Origin of the sequence: Lachnotalea sp. AF33-28, from assembly GCF_003477885.1 — a bacterium.
Lineage (GTDB): Bacteria > Bacillota > Clostridia > Lachnospirales > Lachnospiraceae > AF33-28.
The window spans coordinates 358,721-370,622 of sequence record NZ_QUEE01000001.1 but is presented as its reverse complement, the minus strand read 5'-3'; the positions used below and the strand labels follow the sequence as shown (position 1 = coordinate 370,622).

9 protein-coding genes are annotated in these 11,902 nt (G+C 51.3%); 8 read left to right on the top strand and 1 reads right to left on the bottom strand.

The features are described 5' to 3' along the window. Positions 1–119 precede the first annotated feature (119 nt). The 8 genes from DWZ56_RS01520 (at position 120) to DWZ56_RS01485 (ending at position 9,800) form a co-directional block, all read left to right on the top strand. On the top strand, positions 120–392 hold the full coding sequence (locus DWZ56_RS01520; RefSeq protein WP_118554607.1) for a hypothetical protein: 273 nt from the start codon (positions 120–122) through the stop codon (positions 390–392). 407 nt (positions 393–799) lie between these two features. Further along, positions 800–2,452 (top strand): putative manganese-dependent inorganic diphosphatase, encoded by a 1,653-nt coding sequence (locus DWZ56_RS01515; protein ID WP_118554606.1) that lies wholly within the window; start codon positions 800–802, stop codon positions 2,450–2,452. A 95-nt stretch (positions 2,453–2,547) separates the two neighbouring features. Further along, on the top strand, positions 2,548–3,057 hold the full coding sequence (locus DWZ56_RS01510) for a shikimate kinase (protein ID WP_243095011.1): 510 nt from the start codon (positions 2,548–2,550) through the stop codon (positions 3,055–3,057). 16 nt (positions 3,058–3,073) lie between these two features. Further along, on the top strand, positions 3,074–3,982 hold the full coding sequence (locus DWZ56_RS01505) for an AraC family transcriptional regulator (protein ID WP_118554605.1): 909 nt from the start codon (positions 3,074–3,076) through the stop codon (positions 3,980–3,982). A 310-nt stretch (positions 3,983–4,292) separates the two neighbouring features. Beyond that, positions 4,293–5,684, top strand: a complete 1,392-nt coding sequence (locus tag DWZ56_RS01500; protein WP_118554604.1) for a family 4 glycosyl hydrolase — start codon at positions 4,293–4,295, stop codon at positions 5,682–5,684. Between the two features lie 26 nt (positions 5,685–5,710). After that, the gene (locus tag DWZ56_RS01495; protein ID WP_118554603.1) at positions 5,711–7,789 is read left to right on the top strand and encodes a beta-galactosidase; all 2,079 of its coding nucleotides are present in this window, start codon (positions 5,711–5,713) and stop codon (positions 7,787–7,789) included. A 138-nt stretch (positions 7,790–7,927) separates the two neighbouring features. Further along, positions 7,928–8,830: a sugar phosphate isomerase/epimerase family protein gene (locus DWZ56_RS01490; RefSeq protein ID WP_118554602.1), complete on the top strand. Its 903-nt coding sequence runs from the start codon at positions 7,928–7,930 to the stop codon at positions 8,828–8,830. A 10-nt stretch (positions 8,831–8,840) separates the two neighbouring features. Beyond that, positions 8,841–9,800 carry a D-2-hydroxyacid dehydrogenase gene (locus DWZ56_RS01485; protein ID WP_118554783.1) on the top strand — a complete coding sequence of 320 codons (960 nt, stop codon included), beginning with the start codon at positions 8,841–8,843 and terminating at the stop codon, positions 9,798–9,800. 14 nt (positions 9,801–9,814) lie between these two features. Here the strand turns inward: DWZ56_RS01485 and DWZ56_RS01480 are convergent, their stop codons facing one another. Then, a complete protein-coding gene (locus DWZ56_RS01480) occupies positions 9,815–11,788 on the bottom strand; it encodes an LTA synthase family protein (protein ID WP_118554601.1) in 1,974 nt (657 codons plus the stop codon). Positions 11,789–11,902 lie beyond the last annotated feature (114 nt).

Here is an 11,902-nt window from a genome sequence, read left to right as displayed (position 1 = left end):
TTGTATAATGGAAAGAAATCCTTGCGAAAAAAACGAATTCAGTATAAAATATCTTTATATGGTTGCAGCCTGTACGAACGCTGCCGCGCAGGTACTATTGATGGAAGGAAAGAGAGATCATGAGCGTAGAAAAAGTAGAAAAATATAAAGAGGAAAAAGCCCGCCGCAAAGAGATTCTTGCAAAAGAGAAAAAGAAGAAAATGCTGACTAAGATCGCCTTATGGGTGCTTCTTGTGGCCGTAGTCGGAGGGATCGGCACAGGTGTCGGAGTGACCGCCTACAATCAGTATCAGAAATACCTGGCGTCCCTTCCGGATTATACGAGAACCGAAATGGTGCTGCCGGATTTGGCCGGGATTTTGACGGAAGAGACAGAGGAAGCGGAAGGCTGAATGTAGAGTGGCGCAAAAAAGCGTATTGCAGAAGGAATGTTCCCGTAAAAAACGGGTAAATTAGGATTCCGTGTTGCAATACGCTTTTGTTGATTCGGGATTTATCTCCATAATTTATCCCCATAAATGAGGAGTTCCCGGGACTTGCGCCCCGGGACAATTATGAAAAATCTATATGCACTTTGACGAAAACAACCATGTTTATCACTTGTTTCTATACAAATAGCATAACAACAATGTGTGAATAAAATATGAACAAACAGTAAATAAAGTGTAACATGTGGCTGGAAATTGTTTAATCTGTTGAATATGTAAATGAAATGTGCATAGGGTATGGAATATCTGCACATGGGGGAGTAGAATAGGGGAAAAGTGAATTGGCGAAAAAGTCGAGAGAGGAGAAATATATGGCAACTTTAGCGCAGAGAAAGACCATTGTGATCGGGCATAAGAATCCGGATACGGATTCTATCTGCTCTGCTATCGCCTACGCCAGACTGAAACATCTGCTTACCGGGCAGAATTATGAGCCCAGGAGGGCAGGCCAGGTAAATCAGGAGACACAGTTTGTCCTGGACCGTTTTGGGGTGGAGGCGCCGGAGTATATTCAGGACGTAGGCACACAGGTGAAAGACATTGAGATCCGGGAAACGAAAGGCGTAAACAGCAGCATATCGCTGAAAAAGGCCTGGAGCAATATGAAGGACAACAATGTAGTCACGCTGCCCATCGTCAAAAATCATGTGCTGGAGGGCCTGATTACCATTGGCGATATCGCCAATTCCTATATGGATGTATATGACAGCAGGATTTTGTCAGTGGCAAAGACACCCTATGCCAACATCGTGGAAACGATTGACGGAAACCTGGTGGTGGGCAGCACAAAGGGTTGCTTTGATAAAGGAAAGGTGCTGATTGCGGCAGCCAATCCGGATCTGATGGAAAGTTATATCGAAAAGGGGGATCTGGTCATACTGGGCAACCGCTATGAATCCCAGCTCTGTGCCATAGAGATGAATGCTGCCTGCATCATCGTATGCGAGGGAGCAGCCGTCTCCATGACGATCAAAAAGCTGGCGGAGGAGCATAAGTGCACGGTGATCAGCTCTCCGTTTGATACTTACACGGTGGCGCGCCTGATCAACCAGAGCATGCCGATCCGGCATTTCATGAAGACGGATCAGCTGATCACATTCAGCATGGATGACTTCGTGGAAGATATTCGGGAAGTTATGGCCAGCAAGCGGCACCGTGATTTCCCGATCCTGGATGACAACGGAAGCTACCGGGGCATGATCTCACGCCGGAATCTGCTGGGCATGAAAAGAAAACAAGTGATCCTGGTGGATCATAATGAGCGCGGCCAGGCGGTGGACGGCATAGAGAACGCGGAAATCCTCGAGATCATCGATCATCACCGCCTTGGCACCATCGAGACGATGTCCCCGGTATTTTTCCGGAACCAGCCATTAGGCTGCACGGCTACCATTGTCTATCAGATGTACCGGGAGGCGGGCATCCCCATAGAAAATGAGATCGCCGGCCTTCTCTGCTGCGCAATCATATCCGATACCCTGCTGTACCGCTCGCCCACCTGTACGGAGGTGGACCGGCAGGCTGCAGAGGATCTGGCGAAGACTGCGGGCGTGGATACCAAGGTCCTGGCGAAGGAAATGTTTTCCGCAGGAAGCAACCTGCTGTCCAAATCGGAAAAAGAAATTTTCTATCAGGATTATAAGGAGTTTACCGTGGGCAGCGTGACGCTGGGGATCGGCCAGATCAACTCCATGAATACGGATGAGCTTTTCCAGATTGAACAGCGCCTGACCCCTTATCTTAAGGAAGCCCGGCAGAGACATAAGGCGGATATGGTATTTTTTATGCTGACCAGCATACTGGATGAATCCACGAAGCTGATTTTTGACGGGGGTAATGCGAAGCAGCTGCTTTCCGAGGCATTTGCGCAGGCAGAGGTATCCGATAACAGCGCCTATTTAGAGGGAGTGGTGTCCCGAAAAAAACAGTTGGTGCCGGCTCTTATGATGGTCCTGCAGCAATAAGGATCTGAAAAAATATAGTATGATTTATATGGGATTTCTGATATAATCAAACAAGAGTCTCATGACGGTACTGCGGCAATAGGAGGAAGACATAAATGATGAACGCGGATAATATCACACTGATCGGAATGCCGGGTTCCGGCAAAAGCACGGTAGGGGTGCTTCTGGCTAAAAGGCTGGGTTATTCCTTCGTGGATTCGGATCTTCTGATACAGGAGAAGGAACAGCGCCTGCTAAAGGACATTATCGCAGAAGAGGGGCTGGACGGATTCATGGAGATCGAAAACCGGGTGAACAGTGAGCTCGAAGCGAAAAAGGCTGTTATTGCTCCCGGCGGCAGCGTAATTTATTATGCAGAAGCCATGGACCATTTAAGCAGCATCAGCACGGTGGTATATCTTAAGATCAGCTATGAAGAACTGGAGGAACGCCTGGGAAACCTGGTGGACCGGGGGGTAGTGTTAAAAGAAGGCATGACCCTTAAGGACCTTTATAATGAAAGAGTTCCGCTGTATGAGAAGTATGCTGAAATCACTGTGGATGAAGAAGGAAAGGCGGCCGGAGATATTGTGGACTATTTAAGGGGAATGTTCACGGACAGGTGACAGCCGGGGGAAAGCGATGAAGACTACCGTATTTGAGGAGCGGTCGGGGGGCATAACAATCAGCCGGGTGATCCGAGATTATGAATATAATATGGCATCCAGGCATTTCCATGAGGAATATGAAATCTATTATCTGCTGGAGGGCGAGCGGTATTATTTTATCGATCACAGCACCCACCTTGTGCGGAACGGATCCCTGGTGTTTATAAATAAGAATCAGGTGCATAAAACCAGCCCTGTGGCGGGCAGTTCCTATCATGACAGAATTCTGATCCAGCTAAACAGCAAGCAGTCAGATCTGGTGTTTACAAATCCCGATTTCTCGCTGGAAGAGTTTTTTGCCGAGCACAGCGGAGTGATTCGGCTCGACATGGACCAGCAGAAATATGTGGAAAAACTGATCTATGATATGGTGCGTGAGATCCGGGAGGGGCAGGAGGGCTGCCGCCTGATGTCAGGAATGCGCCTGATGGAGCTGCTGATCTACGCGGCGAGGTGCCTGCGCCAGAACGACCCGTATCCCGTGCCGGCCATGCTGCAGACGGAGAAATACCTGAAAGTACAGGAGATTGCGGATTACATCAGCGAAAACTACCGCAGCGCAGGGTCGCTGGAGGAAATCGCCGGCCGGTTTTTTATCAGCAAATCCTATCTGAGCCGCATATTTAAAGAAGTGACAGGCTTTACAGTCAATGAATATCTGAACATCCGCCGGATTATGAAGGCGAAGCAGCTGCTGTCGACGCCGGAACCTAATGTGACGGCGATATCTGAGATGCTGGGTTATGAAAATGTCTCTTATTTTGAACGGGTATTTAAAAAATATGCCCACACCACTCCTCTGCGTTTCCGCAGGCAGGTGTTGGAAGATAAAAAACAGCTGACGGAGAGAATGGGTCAGAGTATTATAACAAATAAATGTTAAAAGTGAACCGCAGAGGCATTTGCACGGATCCGTGCAAAGCCTCTGCGGTGCTGTTTAATAGATGTGCCGCCGCATTCCGCCATGGCCCGGCCGGCAGCACGGTATCAAATTAAAACTATATTTACGCTCAAACAGTGCTCGAAAGTATAAAAAATTCTGTATTAGTGGAATATTTAATACAAGATTATTATTTTACAATGTATTATAATTGCTATTGTCAGGATGATGAGCATGGCGCCAAAGAACTGACAGACATCGAATGACGGGATCAGCCATTGGCTGGTAGCATTTGAAAGGAGCAAATAAATATATGGAGTACAGTGATCGCAAAGCCATGGGAATCAAGATCGCATATATTGGCGGCGGTTCCCGTGCCTGGGCCTGGAAACTGATGGCGGACCTGGCGCTTGAACCGGCGTTGTCCGGCGATGTATGGCTATATGATATAGACAGAGCCGCAGCCGCGAAAAATGAGGCCATCGGAAATTCTCTGGAAGAAAGAAACACACCGGGCAAATGGAGGTATCATACGGCGGATACCCTAAAAGAGGCATTGACAGGCGCGGATTTTACCATCGTATCCATACTGCCGGGAACGCTGGATGAGATGGAGACGGATGTTCATCTGCCGGAGAAATACGGCATCTATCAGTCGGTGGGGGATACGGTCGGGCCCGGGGGGATTGTGCGCGCGCTGCGAACCGTGCCGATGTACCGGGACATTGCGCAGGCAGTCCGCAGATGGGCGAAGGATACGTGGGTGATCAGCTATACGAATCCCATGTCCGTGTGTGTGAAAACGCTGTATCATGTTTTTCCGGAGATTAAGGCTCTGGGGTGCTGTCATGAAGTATTCGGAACACAGAACCTGCTTCTGGAAATTTATAAAAAGTATGGTGGCAGTCAGGATGCGGTCAGAAGAGATATAAATGTCAATGTGATGGGGATCAACCATTTTACCTGGCTTGACAGGGCGCAATGCCTGGGAACGGATCTGTTTCCTCTGTATGAGAGATTCATCCGCGAGTATTATGATACCGGACTTGTGAAGGAAGAGGGCTTCTGGCAGAAGGAGCATATAAAGGGAGGGCAGTGTGTCAAGATGGATCTGTTTCGCAGATTCGGCATCATTGCAGCCGCGGGGGACCGCCATCTGGCGGAATTTATGCCCGGCACAGAATATTTGAAAGATCCCGAAACTGTGCAGGACTGGCAGTTTGGCCTCACCACGGTAGCAAGCCGGAAGCAGGTTCAGATGGAACGGATGGAGAAAGGGGAGAAACTGGCAGCGGGAAAGGAACAGGTGGAACTCCTGCCGTCAAAGGAGGAAGGGGTAGGCATCATTAAAGCCCTATGCGGCCTGGGACGTTTTATATCAAATGTGAATATCCCCAATGAGAGCCTTGTGATTCCGAACCTGCCGAAAGAAGCGGTGGTGGAAGTAAATGCGGTGCTGGACAAAGACTGCATCTATCCCATTATGGCCGGGCCGCTGCCGGAGAGCGTAAGAAAATTGGTTCTGCCGCACGCTAAGAATCACAGCCTGATTGTGAGGGCCGCGCTGGAGACGGATTTTGAGGCCGCTCTGGCCGCTCTGATGCGGGATCCTAATACAGGATCTAAAATATCAGCCGAACAGGGCAGAGAGATGCTGAAAGAGATGATAAGGGATACGAAGGCATATCTGCCGGCCGGCTGGTAGCAGCAGAATCGAAAAGGAGACAGTATATGACGGCAAAAAATGAACTGCAGTTTCCGTATGGGGCGGTTTATTTCCGGAAGAGCACCCCGCCGCAGGAGGACTGGGAACGGGACTACATGCGCGCCGCAAAGGACGGATATAACCTGTTCAGGCACTGGCTGATCTGGAGCGCGGTGGAGACCGCTCCCGGCGTATACGATTGGTCGGATTATGACAGGCAGTTTGAACTGGCTGAAAAATATGGCATACAGATCGTGCTGGCGGAGATCACGGTTTCAGTGCCGGCCTGGGCTGCAGCCCGCTATCCGGAGCTTTTACAGGAGGCCGGCAGGGGGAATATACTATATCCGCAGATGGCCGGTAATTCCGCAGTGGGCGGTTTTCCCACCGGGTTCTGCCTGGATAAACCGGCGGCCAGGGCCATGGCGGGAGCCTTCCTGGAGGCCGCGGCGCGCCGGTACGGCGGACACCCCATGCTGTACGGATATGATATCCATAATGAGTGCTATCAGAGGACGGACACCTGTTTCTGCGAAGATACCGTAAGGGAATACAGGAACTGGCTTAGGAGAAAATACAAAACCGTAGATGCGGTTAATAAAAACTGGCATGTGTACAGCCTGACGGACTTTGACGAGATCTATCCGCCGGTCAAACCGGGCTTCTTCCCTGACAGCGTGGACTGGCTGCAGTTCCGCCATGACAGGCTGTATGAAAACATCCAATGGAAGATAGACCGCATCCGTTCAGCTGACCGTAGCGCGAAGATCACCGCCCATGGGATGTCAGACTGCTTTGCCTATTATTCGGAGCAGGCGAGCGACCACTGGGCCGCCGCTAAAAAGGCCGACATATACGGCCTGACCTGGGTGCCATGCAGAAAAGGAAACGAACCGTGGAGAAATTTTGCCGCATTTGACCTGCTGCGCAGCGCGTCGGGGGATACTCCGTTCTGGCATACCGAAGCACAGGGCGGCCCTCTCTGGATGCAGCCACAGCTTAAAGGACGGGCGGCTTCAGACGGCAGGGTGCCGGAAAAGGAGGATATCAGGCTGTGGAATCTGATCCTGATGGCCTGCGGCGGCAGAGGCATATTGTATACCCGTTTCCGTCCGCTGCTGGACGGGCCGCTGTTTGGCGCTTTTGCTCCCTATGACATGGATGGAGGAAGGACTGAGCGCTCGGAAATGGCCTCCAAGATCGCTGTATGGGCTAACCGCCCGGAACAGAAAGATTTGTGGCGGGCGCATCCGGCCTGCGGGGACATACATATCCTGTTTGTGCCGGAATGTGAGACGGCCTCCTTTCTGCTGTCCCAGTCCGGAGAGGAGCATATGTATCCTGCGGCGCTGTACGGCGCGTACGAAGGGTTTTACTCCCAGGGCATACAGGCGGATTTCGTGCATATCGATGACATCGAAAAGGCGCACATACTGTATTTTCCGTTTCCTTTGGCGCTGTCAGAGGAACATGCAAAGCGGCTGGCGGCATGGGTTAAGGAGGGCGGTACCCTGATCGCGGAATCCTGTCCCGGCTTTTTTACAGAGTATATGCATGCCAATGCTGTACAGCCTGTCCCTGAATTGGAGGCGCTGTTCGGAGTCCGACAGAGAAATGCGCAGTTCATGCCGGATCTGGCGGTCAATGTCCGGTTCGATCTGCTGGGGGAAGAAGTGCGGGGCGGCGGATTCATACAAACCTACGAGCTAAAGGGGGCCGGGGAGCTTGCACGGTACGGGGACGCAGTCATTGCTGCGCGGAATCGCTGCGGAGAGGGGACGGCCGTCCTTGTGGGCGCGGCCATTTCCCTTGGTGGAGAGGATAACCACACATTTTACGGCAGGCTGCTGAAATATCTCGGCGTAAGTCTTCCGATACGGGTATCGGATCATGTGATTCAAGCCCGCCTCCATCTGGATGGAACACGGCGCGTCCTCTGGGTTGTCAATCCCGGCCGTGAGGAGAAAAAGGTCTGTATCTCACTAAGAGACGGCGGACTGCCCGGCCGCATTTACTGGGCCGGAGGGCGGATCCTGTCTGCGGACAAAAATGAGATTGAGGTATCCGTAGGAGGAAGGGATGCGGTGGTCCTGGAATTACAATGAGAAACAATGAGGAAGCACACTGAGGTGTGCGTAGGTCATCAGCCTTCGGCTGGTGACATGAGAATGAGGAAGCACACTGAAGTGTGCGTAGGTCATCAGCCTGCGGCTGGTGACATGAGAAAGGAGAACGGTCAGATTATGAAGGAATCCATACATAAGTATTTTAAGATAGGCACGATTTTGTGGATGAGCTATCCTCCCCAGAATTACAGCCAGAAGGACGCTCTGCGTAAGATTTGCGCCGATGAATTTTTTGATGCCGTGGAGGTTACACAGATAGCTGATGATGCGGACCGCAAAGAAGCCAGGGATATGATGGAACAGTCCCATATAAAGGTGTGTTACGGCGCGCAGCCGCGGCTTTTATCCACCGGATTAAATCCCAATGACCTGTCGGAAGAAAAGAGACAGGCTGCGGAGAAGACATTGCTTGAAGCGGTGGATGAAGCGGAGTATCTCGGGGCTAAGGCCGTGGCATTTCTCGCGGGTAAATGGGAGGAAGAAGCTAAGGAGGAAGCCTATGAACAGCTGCTTAAGACAACGGTTAATTTGTGCCGGTACGCAGAGACAAAGGGCATGGGCGTCAACCTGGAAGTGTTTGACTATGATATCGACAAGGCCGCTCTGATCGGGCCGGCGCCGCTGGCCGCCAGATTTGCGGCGGACGTGCGCTGCAGCTGCCCCAATTTCGGACTGCTGGTGGATTTATCCCATTTTCCTCTTACCTATGAGAAGAGTGAATTTGTGATCCGGACGCTGCGGCCGTACATCAGGCATCTGCATATCGGCAATGCGGTTGTGCAGAAAGGCCTTGAGGCATATGGCGATCAGCATCCAAGATTCGGCTTCCCGGGGAGCGCGAATGATACCGGAGAGCTGCTGGATTTCTTCCGCGTGCTGAAGCGTGAAGGCTTTTTCTGTTCGGAGGAACCCTATGTGCTGTCCCTGGAGGTTAAGCCCTGGGGGAATGAGGATGCGGATCTGATTCTTACTAATTCCAAGAGAGTGATCAACAGGGCATGGGCTCTGCTGGAGGATTGAGGTGAACAAAATGAAGATTGTGGTGCTGGACGGATATACGGAAAACCCGGGAGATCTTAGCTGGAAAGAATTCGAAAGGCTGGGGGAACTCACAGTTTATGACAGAACGCCTGCAGAACTGACGGTTGAAAGGGCCTGCTGTGCGGACATCCTGTATACAAATAAGACGGTTCTGTCAGAAGATATTATGAAGCAGTGTAAAAATCTGAAGTTTATAGGCGTGCTGGCAACCGGCTATAATGTGGTGGATGTTGCCGCGGCGGCCAGGGCGGGCATTCCTGTGAGCAATATACCGTCCTATGGAACCGCTTCAGTGGCACAGTATACGATCGCTCTGCTGCTGGAGCTCTGCCACCATGTGGGTGAACATGCGCGCAGTGTGAAAAACGGGGATTGGACGGCCAGCCCGGACTGGTGCTATTGGAATTATCCTCTGACAGAGCTGGACAAAAAGACCATGGGAGTGATCGGCTTTGGGCGGATCGGCCGCGCTGCGGCCAGGATCGCAGCCGCTATGGGGATGAAAATCCTGGCGTATAATGCCGGTCATAAAGAAGAGGAAGAGGAGTGGTACCGTTATGCCGATCTGGATGAGCTTCTGGCACAGTCGGATGTGATCACTCTGCACTGCCCGCTGTTTCCTGACACGGAAGGCATCATCAACCGGGAGTCCATAAGCAGGATGAAGGACGGCGTCTTGATTATCAATGATGCAAGAGGTCCCCTGATTGTGGAGGAGGATCTTAAGGACGCGCTGGTGAGTGGAAAGGTGGGAGGCGCCGCTGTGGATGTGGTCTCATCTGAACCGATCAAAGCGGACAATCCGCTGCTACATGCGCCCAATATCATCATTACGCCGCATATCGCCTGGGCGCCGAAGGAGTCCAGGGAGAGACTGATGCAGATTGCCGCGGATAATCTGAAAGCATTTTTGGCCGGAAGCCCTGTCAATGTGGTGAACGGGCTGTAGGTTACGGGAAGAGGTTACTTTGTCAGAGTGAAAACCTCATCGCGGCGGTTTTTGCTGTCAAAGAGCAGGTTGTATTGGAGAACCCGGTACTCCTGAATCAGCTCAGGGTACAGTTCTTCAGCTTCATCCATGGAATAAAAGCTGCCGTCGGCGTCTGCGACACAGTTAGCGGTGATGACCGGAAGCGTTTCCTTAAGACCGGAGAGGAAACTCTGGTAGTCGGATTTCTGCAGGCCGGCGGCGTCCATTAGGACGGTGCTTAGGTAGTTGGCGCTGATCCTGTCATAATAGCCTTCCTCGATATCATAGTTGGCCCAGAGCATGAAGGGAACGGTGTAGCGCGTCTGCTGTTCTTCCAGTGTCATTTCATCCATGGTCTTGCCGGTGAGATCCACGATGCAGTTGGCGACATAGTCAGTGGGCTGATGATCGCCGAACATCAGGATGACGGTCTCCTCTTCCTCTGCCGCGAAATACTCCACCAGTGACTGGAAGGCCCGGTCCGATTCCAGGATCAGGGAGAGATACTGTTCGGTGCCGGGGCGGTTTTCTATATCGGTCAGATGCACCGTAGACCGGAAGTTGTCATATTCCAGAGAATAGCCGCCGTGGTTCTGCATGGTTACGTTGAATATAAAGACGCTTTCATCCGCATTTTTCCGTTCATACTGATCGATGATCTTCTGAAAAGACGAGCGGTCGCTGATGTACTGCCGGATATACTCCGGATTGCGAAACGAGTTCTTAAAATAAGTATAATCGAATTTCAGCAGAGGATAGACGCTGTTCCGGCTCCAGCCGCTTGAGGAAAAGGGGTGGATGGCAGTGGTCAGGTAGCCCTGTTCTTTCAGTATGGAGGTCAGGTTCGGAAGTTCATCGCTTATATACTGCTGGTATGGGACGCTGCCCGCAGGGAGAAACGCCATGGTGCTGCCGGTTAGAAATTCAAACTCCGTGTTGGCGGTGTTGCCGCCCACTACGGAGACAAAGAGGTTCCCGTTGACAGTGTTTTCGCGGCCGCTTAAAGAGCGGATAAAAGGCATGTAATCTTTTGTTACTCCGAACTCATGGATCACAGACAGGTCGGAGAAGGCCTCGTTCATGATGACGATGATGTTCGGATTTTTTCTTGGTTTTTCAAGCGGTGTGGTAACGTAAGTTTCCTCGGGCAGGTCGGCATATTGTGCCACTGTTTCCACGACGGATTCCACATCATAGCCGGCCGGTTCCGAGATATCCATATACTTTAGATTCACCATAAAGCTGACCAGAAAGCCGTTGTCCCGGTAAGTGGCCCATTGAGTAAAAAGGGTGCCTCCGGGCAGCAGGGCATCGGTGACGGTCTCATTATGCAGCAGCTTGCTGCCCCCGAAGATCAGCAGCATACAGGCAAACGCACCCGCAAGGCGGAACGGAACCCGCTTTATGCCGGCACGGCACTTTGACGCTGTGGCATTGATCAGCAGAAAAAGCAGCACTATGATCAGCACGCGGTAATTTACTTCAAATGTATAATTATTGGTCACGCTCATAGCCGTGCCGATGGACTGCAGATCCCAGGGCAGGATCGGATTCCCGCGAAACAGCTGCACGTAGTAGTTTGCGATGCCGATGAAGGCCAGGGCTGTATTGCCCGTAATGAGCGCTGTGCTGACCTTGCCGAATACCATGAGCAGTCCCAGGAAGATCAGATAGAAAAACAGCAGATTCACGATCTGCGCCGTCAAATCCATAGTCCACACATCGTGGGTCAGACTTTCCATTAGGTAAAACGTAAAAAACGGGGTCAGAACAAAAATAACGGAACTAAAGATCTCATTAAACTTTATGTTAAGCGGTACAAGGACCGCCATCCCTGCCGTCAGCAGTATACAGGGAATAAGCAGTGCAGATATTCCTTCCCCTGCCGCCGTCACAGCACACAATGTCCCTCCCAGCACGCCAATACTGAAGGCACAAAGTATTCTCTTCCAGGATTTTACAAACATTTGACACTCCCCTTACAATAGTTATGTAAGGTATTTTAAAGCAAAACGGTGAAAAATGCATGTAGTATTTATAACAATTTTCTTACGGTTACTCCCTGGCCTGCGCGCTGGTAA